General features: G+C 60.8%; 12 protein-coding genes, 1 tRNA gene and 2 rRNA genes (1 of these 15 only partly in view). 3 read left to right on the top strand and 12 right to left on the bottom strand.

Features of this window, described 5'->3' with window-relative positions:
• Nucleotides 1-100 precede the first annotated feature (100 nt).
• Together upp and PWG15_RS18855 are read left to right on the top strand one after the other, a co-directional pair.
• Nucleotides 101-730 (top strand): uracil phosphoribosyltransferase, encoded by a 630-nt coding sequence (gene upp / locus PWG15_RS18860; RefSeq protein ID WP_275022075.1) that lies wholly within the window; start codon nucleotides 101-103, stop codon nucleotides 728-730.
• 188 nt (nucleotides 731-918) lie between these two features.
• Nucleotides 919-1,443 (top strand): TIGR02281 family clan AA aspartic protease, encoded by a 525-nt coding sequence (locus PWG15_RS18855; protein ID WP_275022074.1) that lies wholly within the window; start codon nucleotides 919-921, stop codon nucleotides 1,441-1,443.
• On the opposite strand, the gene deoA is transcribed toward PWG15_RS18855, so the two are convergent.
• The 9 genes from deoA to PWG15_RS18810 all read right to left on the bottom strand — a co-directional run bounded on the left by deoA (nucleotide 1,436) and on the right by PWG15_RS18810 (nucleotide 12,322).
• On the bottom strand, nucleotides 1,436-2,752 hold the full coding sequence (gene deoA, locus PWG15_RS18850) for a thymidine phosphorylase (RefSeq protein ID WP_275022073.1): 1,317 nt from the start codon (nucleotides 2,750-2,752) through the stop codon (nucleotides 1,436-1,438). The genes PWG15_RS18855 and deoA overlap by 8 nt on opposite strands.
• Nucleotides 2,749-3,555, bottom strand: coding sequence for a purine-nucleoside phosphorylase (locus PWG15_RS18845; RefSeq protein WP_275022072.1), 807 nt, complete (start codon nucleotides 3,553-3,555; stop codon nucleotides 2,749-2,751). Before PWG15_RS18845 ends, deoA begins: the two co-directional genes overlap by 4 nt.
• Nucleotides 3,552-3,944 carry a cytidine deaminase gene (locus PWG15_RS18840; RefSeq protein WP_275022071.1) on the bottom strand — a complete coding sequence of 131 codons (393 nt, stop codon included), beginning with the start codon at nucleotides 3,942-3,944 and terminating at the stop codon, nucleotides 3,552-3,554. Before PWG15_RS18840 ends, PWG15_RS18845 begins: the two co-directional genes overlap by 4 nt.
• A 4-nt stretch (nucleotides 3,945-3,948) precedes the next feature.
• A complete protein-coding gene (locus PWG15_RS18835) occupies nucleotides 3,949-4,920 on the bottom strand; it encodes an ABC transporter permease (RefSeq protein ID WP_275022070.1) in 972 nt (323 codons plus the stop codon).
• Between the two features lie 3 nt (nucleotides 4,921-4,923).
• A complete protein-coding gene (locus tag PWG15_RS18830) occupies nucleotides 4,924-6,057 on the bottom strand; it encodes an ABC transporter permease (protein ID WP_275022069.1) in 1,134 nt (377 codons plus the stop codon).
• Nucleotides 6,054-7,589, bottom strand: coding sequence for an ABC transporter ATP-binding protein (locus tag PWG15_RS18825; protein WP_275022068.1), 1,536 nt, complete (start codon nucleotides 7,587-7,589; stop codon nucleotides 6,054-6,056). Before PWG15_RS18825 ends, PWG15_RS18830 begins: the two co-directional genes overlap by 4 nt.
• Nucleotides 7,590-7,834: 245 nt before the next feature.
• Complete coding sequence (locus PWG15_RS18820) at nucleotides 7,835-10,117, bottom strand: heavy metal translocating P-type ATPase (RefSeq protein ID WP_275022067.1); 2,283 nt, start codon at nucleotides 10,115-10,117, stop codon at nucleotides 7,835-7,837.
• Nucleotides 10,118-10,208: 91 nt separating this feature from the next.
• A complete protein-coding gene (locus PWG15_RS18815) occupies nucleotides 10,209-11,615 on the bottom strand; it encodes a coniferyl aldehyde dehydrogenase (protein ID WP_275022066.1) in 1,407 nt (468 codons plus the stop codon).
• A 5-nt stretch (nucleotides 11,616-11,620) separates the two neighbouring features.
• Nucleotides 11,621-12,322 carry a lysoplasmalogenase gene (locus PWG15_RS18810; protein ID WP_275022064.1) on the bottom strand — a complete coding sequence of 234 codons (702 nt, stop codon included), beginning with the start codon at nucleotides 12,320-12,322 and terminating at the stop codon, nucleotides 11,621-11,623.
• A gap of 91 nt (nucleotides 12,323-12,413) precedes the next feature.
• On the opposite strand from PWG15_RS18810, the gene PWG15_RS18805 reads away from it, so the two are divergent.
• A protein-coding gene (locus PWG15_RS18805) for an IS3 family transposase (RefSeq protein ID WP_192358643.1) occupies nucleotides 12,414-13,627 on the top strand; the annotation gives its coding sequence in 2 pieces (ribosomal slippage) (nucleotides 12,414-12,750 and nucleotides 12,750-13,627; 1,215 coding nt in all).
• 326 nt (nucleotides 13,628-13,953) lie between these two features.
• Here PWG15_RS18805 and PWG15_RS18800 read toward each other — a convergent pair.
• The 3 genes from PWG15_RS18800 to PWG15_RS18790 form a co-directional block, all read right to left on the bottom strand.
• Nucleotides 13,954-14,030, bottom strand: a tRNA-Met gene (locus tag PWG15_RS18800).
• 286 nt (nucleotides 14,031-14,316) lie between these two features.
• Nucleotides 14,317-14,431 (bottom strand): 5S ribosomal RNA (gene rrf, locus PWG15_RS18795).
• 133 nt (nucleotides 14,432-14,564) lie between these two features.
• Nucleotides 14,565-16,985, bottom strand: a 23S ribosomal RNA gene (locus PWG15_RS18790); it runs 376 nt beyond the window's last position.

Genomic DNA, 16,985 nt, shown 5'->3' with positions numbered 1-16,985 from the left:
CGACGGCTGGGGATGACGCGCTCCGGCCGGCCAATACCCTTGCGGCGATGAAGCATTCCATGGAAAAAGGACGGATACAAAAAATCCGGGAAGGTGAGCCATGAACGGCGTTACAGTGATCGATCATCCGCTTGTGCAGCACAAGCTGACCATCATGCGCAAGAAGGAGACCTCGACCGCAGGTTTCCGCCGGCTTCTCCGTGAGATCTCGACGTTGCTCTGCTATGAGGTAACACGCGATCTCGAACTGACGATGGAACGCATCGAGACACCTCTGCAGGAAATCGACTCGCCGATCCTCGAGGGCAAGAAGCTCGTTTTCGCCTCGATCCTGCGCGCCGGCAATGGGTTGCTCGAAGGCATGCTCGAGCTGGTGCCGTCGGCCCGCGTGTCGCACATCGGCGTCTATCGTGATCATGAGACGCTGGAGGCGGTGGAGTATTACTTCAAGGCGCCGGAAAGCCTGTCCGAACGCCTTATCATCGTCGTCGACCCGATGCTTGCCACCGGCAATTCGTCGATCGCGGCGATCGACAAGCTGAAGGAGCGCGGCGCCAAGAACATCCGCTTCCTCTGTCTGCTGGCTGCTCCCGAGGGCATCCGCAATTTCCAGAGCGCGCACCCGGATGTGCCGATCTATACGGCCTCGATCGACAGCCACCTCAACGAACTCGGCTACATCATGCCCGGCCTCGGCGATGCGGGTGACCGCATGTACGGCACCAAATGATTTCCTGATCCTTAACCAGGATTGCAAATGCACGAGAAGGCCGCCGGATTCCGGCGGCTTTTTTATGTCGCCTTAGGCGTTGTCCGGTCTACTGCCCAATAGCAATCGCGCCTCCTTTTCGGGCGCGAAGAAGGTCTCGGCAGCAATTTGAGTTTGCTGCAGCCGATGCCACTAAGGGGGTGATGTCGATGCTCGTCCGTTTGCTCGCATTGGCAGGTGTGGCCGCGCTTGCAGCCATGGTGGTCCCGCACCTGGCAACGACTGCCCTGAAGCAAAGCGGCGAGAAAACCGCTGCCAAAGAAGCTGCAGCCCCGCCAACGACAGCGGCAAAATATGCGGCGGGGCGAAGCGTCGTGCTCGATGCCGACGGCAGGGGCCACTTCTTCGGCACTTTCCGCATCAACGGCCGGAGCGAACGCGGCCTGGTCGACACCGGCGCCAGCAGCATCGCCATCAACCTGTCGACCGCACGCCGGCTCGGTCTTGCACCAAGCACGCTTTCCTTCACGGCTCGCGTCAATACCGCCAATGGCGTTGTCGAAGCCGCCCCGGCTATACTGAACCGGATCGAGATCGGCGGCATATCGGTACGCGACGTTCAGGCAGTGGTGCTGCCGGACAAAGCGCTTTCCGGCACGCTCATCGGCATGACGTTCCTCAACCGGCTGTCATCCTTCCGGGTCGAGGATGGCGCCCTGCACCTCGTCAGGTGATCTTTGCAAGTACTGGCGAACGGTTCGCCGGCTGCATATCATCGATCGTGTAGAGTTCGTGCAGACGATGTCGAGCTGCCTCTGCTTTGTCGTGATCAGCCGCATGAACGAAGGCGATCAGGTCGCCCTTCTCGATCCGCGTACCGAGCGGCTTCAACGCATCGAAGCCGACCCGATGATCGATCCTGTCATCCGGATGTGACCGCCCGCCGCCGAGCGCAATGACGGCCATGCCCAGTTCACGGGTCTCACAGGCTGCAAGATAGCCGGACTGCTTCGCTTCGACCGGCAAGATGATCGGCGCACGCCCGAGATAGTCCACCGAGCGCTCGACGAAGTCCGCCGGGCCGCCGAGCGCGTGCACCATTTTTCCGAAGCGCTCGAGTGCCGCTCCGCTGCCAAGCGCCTTGCTTGCCAGCGCTTCACCCTGCTCGGCATCACCAGCAACGCCCCCCGCCACCAACATTTCGGCAGCAAAGGCCAGGACGACCGTTTCGAGCCGGGTGCCCTTCTTCTCATTCCGAAGGAACGCCAGGCAATTGTCGATCTCCAACGCATTGCCGGCAGCATCGGCGAGCGGCTCGTTCATGTCGGTCAGAAGCGCCGAGGTACGAACGCCGGCCCCGTTGGCGACATCGACTAGCGAGCGCGCAAGCACTTCCGCTTCCCTGGCATCGCTCATGAAGGAGCCATTGCCGAGCTTGACGTCGAGCACGAGAGAGTGAAGGCCGGCCGCAAGCTTCTTCGACAGGATCGAAGCGGTGATCAGCGGCACGGAATCGACGGTCGCGGTCACGTCGCGGATCGCGTAAAGCCGCTTGTCTGCCGGCGCCAGGTTTGCCGTCTGGCCGATGATTGCGCAGCCGATCTCGTCGACTGTCCTGCGGAACACGCTCGCCGAAGGTTGGATATCGTAGCCGGGTATGGATTCGAGCTTGTCGAGCGTACCGCCGGTATGGCCCAGCCCGCGACCCGAAATCATCGGCACGGCAAGACCGCAGGCTGCAACGATCGGCGCCAGCATCAGCGAGACGTTGTCGCCGACGCCGCCGGTCGAATGCTTGTCGGCGATCGGGCGACCGATGGCGCTCCAGTCGAGTGTTTCGCCGGAGTCGCGCATCGCCAGCGTCAGCGCCACGGTCTCGTCGCGGCTCATTCCGGAATACCAGACCGCCATGGCGAAGGCAGCGACCTGCCCTTCGGAAATCGAGCCGTCCGACAGGCCGCGGACGAAATCCGCGATCTCGGCCGGCGAGAGGCGTTCGCCGTTGCGCTTGCGCCTGATTGTCTCCTGGGGAAGCATCGTCACCCGCGCACCGCGTCGGCTGCAATCATATCGGCGAGGATCGCGGCAAGCCGCTTGCCACCGACGGGCGCCATGTCCTTGGTCTCGTGGTGGCTGATCTCGCCACCGGTCATGCCGGCGCCGAAATTGGTGATCACCGAAGCGGCGACGACCCTCAAGCCGAAGAACCGGGCGAGAATGACTTCCGGAACCGTGGACATGCCGACGGCATCGGCACCCAGGATGCGCGCCATGCGGATTTCGGCCGGCGTTTCGAAGCTTGGGCCGGAGAACCACATGTAAACGCCGCCAAGTAGCGGAATGCCCAGGCGTTCGGCGCTCTCCTGCATTCTTCCGGCGAGGTCGGCATCATAGGCATTGGTCATGCCGACGAAGCGATCGTCGCTTTCCACGCCGATCAGCGGGTTGAAGCCCGAATAGTTGATGTGGTCGGAAATCCGCATCACCGATCCCGGCGGCAGATCCTCGCGGAGCGAGCCGGCGGAATTGGTCAGCACCAGGCACTCGACGCCGAGCGCCTTCAGGGTTTCCAGCGGCACGCGCATCGCATTGGCATCGCCCTGCTCATAGTAGTGCACGCGGCCGGAGAGCATCACAACAGGAACGCCGGAGAGGGTTCCAGCGACGAGTTCGCCGGCATGACCGGAGACGCTGCTGACCGGGAACCCGGGTATGTCGGCATAGGAAAGCCGCAGCGTTTCATCCACGGCATCGACCAGCGAGCCGAGCCCGGAACCGAGCACGATGCCGTAGCGCGGAGAAAGGCCTCCAAGCCGGGCTTTCAGCAATTCAGCGGCCGCAGTCATCCGAGGATCTCGGTCTCGAAGCTGTGCGGCAGCAGGTCCGACAGCGCCAGGGTCTTTTTCACGCCGGTCTCGTCGCACAGGAAGATCCGCGTGCTTGCGCCAGAAAACTCCGCCAGCCGCTGCCGGCAGCCGCCGCAAGGCGGGCAAAGCGCCAGCTTCTCGGCAATGACGGCCACTTCCATGATCTTGCGCTGACCGGCCATGACCATATGGCTGATGGCCGTGGTCTCTGCGCACCAGCCTTCAGGAAACGACAGGTTCTCGATGTTGGCGCCGGTGTAGATCTTGCCGTCTTCGGCACGGATCGCCGCGCCGACCGGAAACTTCGAATAGGGCGCATGCGCCTTGGCCATGGCCTCGCGTGCGGCTTCGAACAGTTCCTTTTCCATGGTTCTAGCGCTCCTTGACATAGGGGACGCCGCCGGCCTTCGGCGGGATGGCCTTACCGATGAAGCCTGCAAGCAGGATCACGGTGAGGATGTAGGGCAGCGCCTGCATCAGCTGCACCGGCACCTGGCCGATCAGCGGCAGAGGATTGCCCTGAAGGCGAATGGCGAGCGCATCGAGGAAACCAAAGAGCAGGCAGGCGAGCATGATGTTGAACGGTCGCCACTTTGCAAAGATCAGCGCCGCAAGCGCGATGTACCCCTTGCCGGCGGTCATGCCCTTGACGAAGCCGGCGGTCATCGCCAGCGAGAGGTAGGCGCCAGCAAAGCCACACAGGATGCCGCAGCAGATGACGGCGCGGTAACGCATCCAGATCACCGAAATGCCGGCCGTATCGACAGCACCCGGATTTTCGCCGACTGCGCGCAGGCGCAGACCAAAGCGGGTGCGGTAGAGGATCCACCAGCTGATCGGCACCATGGCGAAAGCGACGTAGGTCAGCAGGAAATGGCCCGACAGCAGGTCCGAGTAGACCGGGCCGAGGATCGGGATCTCGCGGATGCTGTCGGCATAGGGGAAGGTGATCGTCTGGAAGCGCGACCCTTCTCCAAGCGCCGGCGTACGGCCGCCCTGGCGGAACCAGGCCTCACCGAGGATGACCGTCGAGCCGGCAACGATGAAGTTGATCGCGACACCGGAAACGATCTGGTTGCCGCGCTGGGTGATCGAGGCATAACCGTGCACCAGCGACAGCGCGACCGAGATCAGAATGGCCGCAAGCAGGCCCATCCAGACCGATTGGGTAACCGCAGCGACAGCGCCTGCTGCAAAGGCCGCACCGAGCATCTTACCTTCAAGGCCGATATCGAAGATACCGGCCCGCTCGGTGAAGAGCCCGGCAAGCGCTGCAAAGATCAGCGGAACGGAAACGCGGATGGTGGACTCAAGGAGCACCACGATGACGTGGAAGAAATCCATGGCTCAAGCTCCCTTGGTCTGAGCAACGACGGCAGCGCGCCGGCTGGATGCCGCAAAAAGCCGCGCTATCGCAGGCCGGAACATGTTTTCAAGCGCACCGGCAAAGAGGATGACCAAGCCCTGGATGATGACGATCATGTCGCGGGAGATCGACGGCATTTCGAAGGAGATTTCAGCACCACCCTGATAGAGCATGCCGAAGAGGACAGCGGCCGGGATGATGCCTGCGGGATGCGAACGCCCCATCAGCGCAACGGCAATACCGACGAAACCGGCGCCCTGCACGAAATCGAGCTGCATACGGCCCTGCTCGCCCATGATCGGGTTGAGCGCCATCATGCCCGCGAGAGCACCCGAAATCATCATGGTGATCACGGTGATGCGGCTTTCGCTCATGCCGGCATAGCGCGCGGCCGAGGGGCTGTGGCCCATGGTGCGCATTTCGTAGCCGAGCTTGGTGCGCCAGATCAAAAGCCAGACACAGAAGGCCGCCACAAGCGCCAGCAGGAACGAGACGTTGAAGGGCGCCGTGCCGATATCCAGCCCAAAGATGGCAAGCAGCCAGTCGAGCTTCGGCAATTGTCCACCTTCGGCGAAGGTGCGGGTCTGCGGCGACATCGAGCCGAGCGGCTTCAACACGCGGGTCAGGAGATAGACCATCAGGCTCGAGGCGATGAAATTGAACATGATCGTCGTGATGACGATGTGGCTGCCACGCTTGGCCTGCAGCCAGCCGGGCAGGAAGGCCCAGGCGGCGCCGAAGAAGGCCGATCCGAGAATTGCCAGCGGGAAGACGACGAACCAGGGCATCGTCTGATCGAGCCAGAGGCAGGCGAGCGCAACGCCGATGCCGCCGACATAGGCCTGGCCTTCGCCGCCGATGTTGAAGAGGCCGGCATGGAAGGCGACAGCCACCGCAAGGCCGGTGAAGATGAAGGTGGTGGCGTAATAGAGCGTGAAGCCGAGATACTCGCCGCGGCCGAAGGCACCGTTGATCAGGTGATAGGCTGCTTCCAGCGGGTTTTCACCGACGAGCAGCACGACAAGGCCGGCCATAAGGAAGGCAACCGCGAGGTTGACCAGCGGGATGAGGCCATACTCGACCCAGCCTGGGAGCTTAGCATAGGGGGAGCTCATTCTGCGGCCTCCTTGCGGCCTTCAACACCGGCCATCAAAAGGCCCAGTTCGCCCTCGGTCGCATCGGGATCGCGCTCGCCGACGACACGGCCGGCAAACATGACCAGGATACGGTCCGACAGGGCGCGGATTTCATCGAGTTCGACGGAGACCAGGAGGACTGCCATGCCCTGGTCGCGCATCTCGATGATTCGCCTATGGATGAATTCGATGGCGCCGACATCGACGCCACGCGTCGGCTGGCCGATGATCAGAACATCGGGGCCACGCTCCATTTCGCGTGCCAGCACGATCTTCTGCTGGTTGCCGCCGGAGAAATTCGCCGTCTTCAGCCGCGGGTTCGGCGGGCGAATGTCGTACTCGGCGATGCGCTGTTCGGCGTCCTTGCGGATCGCGTCGATGTTGAGAAACACGCCGTTGAGGTAACGCTTGTCGTGGTGGTAGCCGAGGATCGCGTTTTCGCATTCCTCGAACTTCAGGACGAGGCCGACATGGTGGCGGTCTTCCGGTACGTGGGCGAGGCCACGATCGCGCAGTTCGGAGGGATCGGCGCGCCCGGTGACATCGATCGGCTTGCCGTTCAGGAGTACCGAGCCGGAAATGGCGCGGCGGATACCGGAGATCGCTTCCAGCAGTTCCGACTGGCCATTGCCGGCAACACCGGCGATGCCGACAATCTCGCCAGCTCTGAGGTTGAACGAGACGTTGTCGACCATGGTGACCCCACGGCCATCCTTGACGGTCAGCCCGTCGACCGCGAGCTTGACCTCGCCGGGCTTCGCCTCGCCCTTCTCGACACGCAAGAGCACGCGGCGCCCGACCATGAGCTCGGCGAGTTCTTCGACCGAAGTTTCGGCCGTCGTGCGCGTCGCCACCATCTCGCCTCGACGCATGACCGAGACCTCGTCGGTGATCGCCATGATCTCGCGCAGCTTGTGGGTGATCAGAATGACGGTCTTGCCCTGGTTCTTCAATTGCTCGAGCACGCGGAAGAGGTGATCGGCCTCGGCCGGCGTCAGCACGCCGGTCGGCTCGTCCAAGATCAGGATATCGGCCCGGCGATAGAGCGCCTTCAGGATCTCGACCCGCTGCTGCAAACCGACCGGCAATTCCTCGATGACTGCATCGGGATCGACTTCCAGCGCGTACTCACGCTCCAGTCGCTTCAACTCGACGCGCGCCTTGGCAATGCCCTTGTTGAGGATCTGGCTATCCTCGGCGCCGAGCATGATGTTTTCTAGAACCGTGAAGTTCTCGACCAGCATGAAGTGCTGGTGGACCATGCCGATGCCGGCAGCGATCGCCGCATTCGGATCACGGATGGCGACAGGTTTGCCGTCGACGAGGATCTCACCGCTATCGGCCTGATAGAAGCCGTAGAGGATCGACATAAGGGTCGATTTTCCTGCACCGTTTTCGCCAATGATGCCGTGGATCGTCCCTTTGCGGACCTTTAGATTGATGTTCTTGTTGGCGTGGACCGGACCGAAGCTCTTGTCGATCCCACGCAGTTCGATGGCAATATTATCCATATTGGCCTTGCGATCCCCAAACTGGCCCGCTTCGGCATTCTTCCCAGAAACCGTGCCGGCGATTTTTTTACCATTTGGTCTAAGTTTATCATCGATTTTTCGGGGCGGAAGCCCTCAACCGCGATCTCCTTATACTCTCATCAGATCGCTGGTGAGAGTCCAGCGTGAATATACACAGGCACTTGGACGCGAAAAACCGGCGACAACAGGTGTCGCCGGTGCTCTTTTGGGCACTTTTTGGTGGTTCAAGCGGCTCGCACGGGCCGAAGCAGACGCAAAGCGTTCATGGTGACGAGCACGGTGGCGCCGGTGTCGGCCAGGATGGCGGGCCACAGGCCGGTGACCCCAATGATCGTCGTCACCAGGAAGACGGCCTTCAGACCAAGCGCGATGGTGATGTTCTGGACGATGTTGCGCATCGTCGCGCGAGACAGCCGGATCATCGCCGCCACATCGCCCACCCGGCCATGCAGGACCGCGGCATCGGCTGTCTCAAGGGCAACGTCCGTGCCGCCACCCATGGCAATGCCGATATCGGCAGCGGCCAGCGCCGGCGCGTCGTTGATGCCGTCGCCGATCTTGGCAACGTTGAAGCCCTCGGCCTTCAGCTCCCGCACGATGCGTTGCTTGTCCTCGGGCAGCAGTTCGGCCCGAACCTCCATACCAAACTGGCGTCCGATCGCTTCCGCCGTGCGGCGGTTATCGCCGGTCAGCATGACGACGCGGAGGCCGGCATCCGTCAGTGCCTTGACGCCGGCCGCCGCATCCGGTCGCGGCTCGTCGCGCATGGCGATAGCACCGGCGATCTGCCCGCCGGCCACGAGCACCGAGACAGTTTTGCCTTCGTCGTTGAGGGCGGAGACACGCGCCTTCTCATCGGCTGTCATCGGTGCCCGCTCGGCGGCCGCCTTCGGCGAGCCGAAGAAAAGCTCGATACCATCGACGGTCCCTTCGAGCCCCTTGCCGCCGACCGCATTCACCGTCGCGATGTTGGGGATGGCAACACCGTCGGCCGTGCTTCGTTCCAAGATGGCGTGAGCAAGCGGATGGCTTGATCCCTGCTCCAGCGCAGCGGCGAGGCGCAGCACCTCAGCCTCCGATCGACCGAAGCCGACAATGTCGGTCACCTTCGGCTTGCCCTCGGTGAGCGTGCCGGTCTTGTCGAAGGCGGCGGCCGTGACCTTGCCGACATTCTCCAGCACTGCGCCGCCCTTCATCAGCAGGCCGCGCCGGGCGCCAGCCGAAAGGCTGGCAGCGATCGCCGCCGGCGTCGAGATCACAAGGGCGCAGGGGCAGCCGATCAGGAGGATGGCGAGGCCCTTGTAGATCCACTCATCCCAGGAGCCGCCCCAGAGAAGCGGCGGCAATACGGCGACCAGCGCTGCGACGACGACGACGCCTGGCGTATAATAACGCGAGAAACGGTCGATAAAACGCTCAGTCGGCGCCTTGCTTTCCTGCGCCTCCTCGACGAGGCGAACAATGCGCGCGATGGTGTTGTCGGTCGCGGCAGCCGTCACCCGCACGCGCAGCGCACCGGAACCGTTGACGGTGCCCGCGACAACGGTGTCGTCGACCTCCTTGCGCACCGGCGTGCTCTCGCCGGTGACCGGCGCCTCGTCGACGGCGCTCTCACCGGAAAGCACCACGCCGTCGGCCGGTATCCGATCGCCGGGACGCACGAGAATGGTTGCGCCGACGCTGAGTGTCTCGGCAGATACCTCGTCCAGCCGCCCATCACGCTCGATAAAGGCGGTCTTTGGAACGAGCGCCGTCAGCGACTGGATGCTGGCGCGCGCTTTCCCGGCCGCCACGCCCTCCAGCAACTCGCCGATCAGGAAGAGCAGCACGACCATGGCCGCCTCTTCCGTCGCGCCAATGAACACCGCGCCGACGGCAGCAATCGTCATCAGCATCTCGATCGAGAACGGCGTGCCCATGGTTGCTGCGGCAAAGGCGCGACGCGCGATCGGCAGCAGGCCGACCAGCATGGCCAGCGTGAAGATCCATGGCTCGGTCGCCGGAACCATCTTGCCGACCGCATAGGCGGCGATCAGCGCCAGGCCGCTGGCAATCGTCAGCTTGCCCTTGCCCGATTTCCACCAGGGACCACTCGTCGGACCATGGTCATGGCCATGAAGGCCCATTTCGGAGGCCGTCGCGCTTTCGCTCTTCGGCTCGGCATCGCTCCCATGGTGATGATCGTGGTGGTCATGGCCATGTTCGTGATCGTGATGATGGTCGCCGTGGTCGTGGCCGGAGCACACATGCGCCGGCGCCTTCTTTTCATGCACATGGCCGGCGGCAATTGGATGCAGACGATAGCCGAGCTTTCCGACCTTGCTGACAATTGACGTCGCAAGGTCTCCCTCGTCGGCAAATTTTACCGACATCGTGCCCGCCGAAACGGAAACCGAGACATCCTCGACACCCGACAGTCGGCGGACCGCCGTGTCGATCTTGGTCGCACACGACGCGCAATCCATGCCTTCGATGCGATAACGGGCTTCCCGAATAGTGCTCGCCATAACCTGCTCCTTGCAAATCTTGAAGCAAGGCTACGACCTCTAGCAACTAGAGCTACAAGGCGAAATTGCAGTATAGGTGCATTTTTTCCGATCAGCGCGACAGGAAGCGGATCACCCAGTCGGCAATGCCCTTATAGGGTGGTTTCACCAGGTCGCTCGGCGCCGGATCGTATTTCCGCAAGATCGGCATCGCCTTCGAGAAGGTCCGAAACCCGTCAAGCCCGTGATAGTGTCCCATGCCGCTGGCGCCGACGCCGCCGAAGGGCAGATCGTTGCAGCCGAACTGGTAAAGCGTGTCGTTGATGCAGACCCCACCTGCCACGACGCGCGAGAGAATGGCCTCAATCTCGCTCTCTTCGCGGCTGAAGCAATAGAGCGCCAGAGGACGGTCATGGCCGAGCACATGGCCGATCGCCGCGCCGATCGAAGCGTAGCTGACGACAGGCAGGATCGGGCCGAAGATCTCCTCCCCCATGACGGCGCTGTCGCGATCCGGATCCAGGATGACTGTCGGCGGGAGAAAGCGTGGGCGTTCGGCGGCATCCGGTGTCCCAGCAAGAAGCGATACCACCCCGTGGCCGCGCCGATCCGCATCGGCGATCAGCCGTTTTAGACGTTCGTACTGCGTCGCATTGACGATCTCCGTGTAATCGCCGAACCGACGCTTTGCCGGATAGCGCGCGGCGATTTCCTGCTTCAGCAGATCCACGAAGGCATCGCGTCTGCTCTCATCAATCAGCACGTAGTCGGGCGCGATACAGGTCTGTCCGGCATTGAAGAACTTGCCGGTCGCAACACGCCTGGCCGCTTTCGCGAGATCAGCGGTTTGTCCGATAATCGCCGGCGACTTGCCGCCGAGTTCGAGCGTTACCGGCGTCAGGTTCTGCGCGGCCGCCGCCATCACCTTGCGTCCGACGGCGGTCGAACCGGTGAAGAACAGATGATCGAATGGAAGAGCCGAGAAGCTGGCGGAAAGCTCGGGTCCGCCGAGCGCGACGGCCACCCGCGTCTCAGGAAAGACTTCGGCGAGCAGCGACCGCAGGAACTCTGCCGTTTTCGGCGTATGCTCGGAGGGCTTCAGGTAGACGTGGTTGCCAGCAGCAATCGCCGCGACCAGGGGCGCGAGTGCCAGATTAACCGGGTAGTTCCACGGCGAGATGATGCCGACGACGCCGAGCGGCACGAAGCGCACTTCAGCCTTGGCGGGCCAGAGCTTCCATCCCGCCTTTCGCCGCTCCGGACGAACCCAGTGCTTGAGCTTCGACAGCGTGTGGTCGATCTCGGAAAGCACCACACCCCCCTCACCAAGCAACGTCTCATGCCGCGCACGGTGGCCGAAGTCTGCGGAGATTGCTTCGCACATCTCATCCTTGCGGGCGCGCAGGTGATCCCTGAGCCGGCTCAGGTCCGCGCGACGCTGCTCAAGGGACGGGCGAGTTTCGAGCCACGCGCTCCGCAGCCGGCCGAGGGAGGTATTGAGGTCCGAAGGGGTATCCATTGCTGTCATCGACTTTCAGTCGAGCGAGCAAAGAACCATTGGGCGGCATAGTAGGTGCCGAGCACCCAGAGCGCATTGAAGGGAATGTCCCAGCGGAAGCGGCCATAGGCAAGCACCGTATCGCTGACCAGAAACAACAGCCCGCCAATTGCAGCATACCGGGCCGTCGCATCCTGCGCTGTGCCCGAAAGCTGCCGTGCGCGGGAGATGGCCTGGGCCGCCATCGCGCCCAGCGCCAGCGCGTAGATGACGACGGGGATGCGCATCGGCGATGGCAATGAGGTCCAGAGACCTGCGACCACGAGCAGTGCGATCAGGGCAAACAAGCCGAACACCCCGAGATGGGCAGCAAATCTGGCGTCGCGCGTCAGCGCGACGATATAGGCGCAATGGGTGAGCAAAAAGCAGACGAGGCCGGCAAGGAAGTAGTCGCCCGGCAACATGAGAAAGACGTCGCCGGCCGCGGCGAAGATCAGGCCGCTCGCGACCGCCGCGCCGTAGGCGCGCGTTGAAGGAGTGAGGTTCCTGAGGACAACAACAAGCAGCAACAGAGTTGCCGTTGGCTTGGTCAGATAGTGTAACCAGCGCCAGAGAGAGTCTTCCGAGGTCGCAAGCAGGCTGCCGAGGATTGCCAGTCCGGCGCAGACGAGAAAGGCCGCCTGGATGGGGCGGCTTCGCCCCGTGTCCAAAATTCCCTCATAACTCATGCCGACAATATTCCCCGCTGAACTGCCCCCACTTTCGACCGGACACTCAGCATAAGCAGGAAGGCTCAAGCACAGGCTTGAGGATAGGCTTATGTCTAACGAGTTTCGACAGGTTGACCTGATGATCGGTGACGTCCGGCGGCGGCGCTGGACAACGGAACGCAAACTGCAGATCATCGAGGAGAGCTATGCCCCAGGGGAGACGGTTTCCTCTGCGGCTCGGCGGCATGGAGTTGCGCCAAACCTTCTCTATCGCTGGCGTCGGCTCTTGAGCGAGGGAGGTGCGGTGGCGGTGGACTCCGACGAGCCGGTAATCGGCAATTCTGAGGTGAAGAAGCTGGAAGATCGAGTGCGCGAGCTTGAGCGCATTCTCGGACGCAAGACGCTGGAGAACGAGATTCTTCGCGAAGCCCTTTCCAAAGCCCAGTCAAAAAAACCGATATCGCGGCCGATATTGTTGCCGAAGGGCGGTTCCCGATGAAGGCGGTGGCGGAGGCCTTACACGTGTCGCGTTCTAATCTCTCCGAACGTCTGAAGGGCAAGTCCAAGCCTCGCGGACCCTACCTCAAAGCGGACGATGCCGAGCTGCTGCCTGCCATTCGCAAGCTGGTGGATGCCAGGCCAACTTATGGCTATCGGCGGATCGCTGCCCTTCTCAACAGGCAGCGGCGGGCCGCCGATCAGCCGGTCGTCAACCGCAAGCGGGTCCACCGCATCATGGCCAACCACGCCATGATCCTTGAGAAGCACACCGCCGTGCGCAAGGGCCGCGTCCACGACGGCAAGGTCATGGTGATGCGGTCGAACCTTCGTTGGTGCTCCGATGGCCTGGAGTTCACCTGCTGGAATGGCGAGGTGGTCCGCCTTGCTTTTATCATCGACGCGTTTGATCGAGAGATCATCTCGTGGGCGGCGGTCGCCAATGCCGGGATCTCCGGTTCTGACGTCCGCGATATGATGTTGGAAGCAGTCGAGAAACGCTTCGGTGGCACGCGTGCCCCACATGCCATCGAACATCTGTCCGATAACGGCAGCGCCTACACAGCAAGGGAAACCAGGCTGTTTGCTCAGGCCCTCAATCTGGTCCCGTGCTTCACGCCGGTCGCCAGCCCTCAATCAAACGGTATGTCGGAGGCTTTCGTCAAAACCCTGAAACGCGACTACATACGTATCTCACCCATTCCCGACGCCGACACAGCGCTCCGGAACATCGATGGATGGATCGAGGATTACAACGAAATCCATCCGCATTCAGCGCTGAAAATGGCATCCCCAAGGGAATTCATCAAAGCATTGTCTCAATAGCTGACTTGTCTGGCGAAATGGGGGGCACTCCACCCGCTTTGTCCGAGCCGTAGCCGGCTCAGTCTTTGATTAATGGCGATAGTTTCCATTTTTGCGGGATTGTCCAGTTGTGACGTGGAGGAGGGCGGACTGTCATGTCCCTCTTGAGCATTGAGCCGTGCTCAACGGGTTGCGCCGGTGGGGCGGCGCAGATCGGACAGGGTCGGCCGCCGTCGCCTGAACTTGGGGCGGCGTTGCCGGTCGCCCGGCGGCGCGAGCCCTTGAGCATGTGCTTTAACGTCAAAAAGCCCGCGGACGTTTTTGTCTGGCGGGCTTTTTGTTTGATTTGGTTGCGGGGGCAGGATTTGAACCTGCGGCCTTCAGGTTATGAGCCTGACGAGCTACCGGGCTGCTCCACCCCGCGCCATCTAGGTAAACCGCGAAGCGGTTTATCCGGTCAGCGCAAATCCCTATGGGATTTGTCGCGGTAATGTAAATCCCGAAGGGATTTATGGTCTCTGCCGAGCAAATTGCGAAGCAATTTGTCTCGCGTAAGGAAGGCACTTACCGGGTTTTGCGAAGCAAAATCCCGTTGTTTGTCTCGGTCTAGCAAAACAAAAGGGCCGCTTGAGGGCGGCCCGTGTTCGGCTGGGCCGAGGGATGAAGAGAAGATGATCGTTTGATTTCCGGATTTGTCTTGCGATTTGCAGACCTGGCAGCGACCTACTCTCCCGCGTCTTAAGACGAAGTACCATCGGCGCTGGGGCGTTTCACGGCCGTGTTCGGAATGGGAACGGGTGCAGCCACCCCGCCAGAACCACCAGGTCGGCAAAGCGCAAGATTTGCGCTTAGCTTAAGCGCAAACCGGATGAGAAGCTGGTGAGTTCGTTTTGCGAACTCGTTTTGTCTTTGAACACGTCTTGTGATGCACATCTAGTGATGAGCATGAGCAATGGGAACGATCAAGCCAATCGAACGATTAGTACTGGTAAGCTTCATGCGTTGCCGCACTTCCACACCCAGCCTATCAACGTGGTCGTCTTCCACGGTTCTCAAGGGAATACTCGTTTTCAGGTTGGTTTCCCGCTTAGATGCCTTCAGCGGTTATCCATTCCATATATAGCTACCCTGCTATGCCCTTGGCAGGACAACAGGTCCACCAGAGATATGTCCATCCCGGTCCTCTCGTACTAGGGACAGATCCTGTCAATATTCCTACACCCACGGCAGATAGGGACCGAACTGTCTCACGACGTTCTGAACCCAGCTCACGTACCGCTTTAATTGGCGAACAGCCAAACCCTTGGGACCTGCTCCAGCCCCAGGATGCGATGAGCCGACATCGAGGTGCCAAACAACCCCGTCGATATGGACTCTTGGGGGTCATCAGCCTGTTATCCCCGGCGTACCTTTTATCCGTTGAGCGATGGCCCTTCCACGCGGGACCACCGGATCACTATGACCGACTTTCGTCTCTGCTCGACTTGTCAGTCTCGCAGTCAGGCGGGCTTATGCCATTGCACTCGACGACCGATTTCCGACCGGTCTGAGCCCACCATCGCGCGCCTCCGTTACTCTTTCGGAGGCGACCGCCCCAGTCAAACTACCCACCATACACTGTCCCGGATCCGGATGACGGACCGCGGTTAGACATCCATGACGATAAGGGTGGTATTTCAAGGATGGCTCCACAAGAACTGGCGTCCCTGCTTCAAAGCCTACCACCTATCCTACACATGCCGACACGAATGCCAGTGTAAAGCTATAGTAAAGGTGCACGGGGTCTTTCCGTCTGACCGCAGGAACCCCGCATCTTCACGGGGAATTCAATTTCACTGAGTCTATGCTGGAGACAGCGGGGAAGTCGTTACGCCATTCGTGCAGGTCGGAACTTACCCGACAAGGAATTTCGCTACCTTAGGACCGTTATAGTTACGGCCGCCGTTTACTGGGGCTTCGATTCAGAGCTTGCACCCCTCCTCTTAACCTTCCAGCACCGGGCAGGCGTCAGACCCTATACGTCGTCTTGCGACTTCGCAGAGCCCTGTGTTTTTGATAAACAGTCGCTACCCCCTGGTCTGTGCCACCCCAAAAGACTTGCGTCCATTGGGGTCACGCTTCTTCCGAAGTTACGCGTGCAATTTGCCGAGTTCCTTCAGCATAGTTCTCTCAAGCGCCTTGGTATACTCTACCTGACCACCTGTGTCGGTTTCGGGTACGGTCTATAATGGTGGAGCTATTTCCTGGAACCGCGTCCCCGCCCGGACAATCCAATAAGTCCGAACAAGTTAAGCGATCCGTCACTACCACCAGGCCCACGAATATTAACGTGGTTCCCATCGACTACGCGTGTCCGCCTCGTCTTAGGGGCCGGCTAACCCTGCTCAGATTAACTTTAAGCAGGAACCCTTGGTCTTTCGGCGAGAGGGTCTCTCACCCTCTTTATCGTTACTCATGTCAACATTCGCACTTCCGATACCTCCAGGACCCCTCACGGGTATCCCTTCACAGGCTTACGGAACGCTCCGCTACCACACGTCTTGCGACGTATCCTCAGCTTCGGTGCATGGCTTTAGCCCCGTTACATTTTCGGCGCAAAGACCCTTATTTAGACCAGTGAGCTGTTACGCTTTCTTTAAATGATGGCTGCTTCTAAGCCAACATCCTGGTTGTTTTGGGATCCTCACATCCTTTCCCACTTAGCCATGACTTGGGGACCTTAGCTGGAGGTCAGGGTTGTTGCCCTTTTCACGACGGACGTTAGCACCCGCCGTGTGTCTGCCGACTAGTACTCCTCGGTATTCGGAGTTTGGTTAGGATCAGTAAGACGGTGAGTCCCCATAGCCCATCCAGTGCTCTACCCCCGAGGGTATTCGGTCGACGCTCTACCTAAATAGATTTCGCGGAGAACCAGCTATTTCCGAGTTTGATTGGCCTTTCACCCCTAACCACAAGTCATCCCAATCTATTGCAACAGATGCGGGTTCGGTCCTCCAGTTGGTGTTACCCAACCTTCAACCTGCTCATGGCTAGATCACTCGGTTTCGGGTCTAATGCGACGAACTGAACGCCCTGTTCAGACTCGCTTTCGCTGCGCCTTCACCTATCGGCTTAAGCTTGCTCGTCACACTAAGTCGTTGACCCATTATACAAAAGGTACGCTGTCACCCTTGCGGGCTCCAACTGTTTGTAGGCATCCGGTTTCAGGTTCTATTTCACTCCCCTTGTCGGGGTGCTTTTCACCTTTCCCTCACGGTACTTGTTCGCTATCGGTCATGCACGAGTACTTAGGCTTGGAGAGTGGTCTCCCCATGTTCAGACAGGATTTCACGTGTCCCGCCTTACTCAAGGACAATGAGTGTTCTACGTGTAAGGGGCT

This window comes from Ensifer adhaerens (assembly GCF_028993555.1).
Classification (GTDB): domain Bacteria; phylum Pseudomonadota; class Alphaproteobacteria; order Rhizobiales; family Rhizobiaceae; genus Ensifer; species Ensifer adhaerens_I.
Note: the sequence above shows the minus strand (reverse complement) of the source record. Positions and strands in the feature narration are given on the sequence as shown.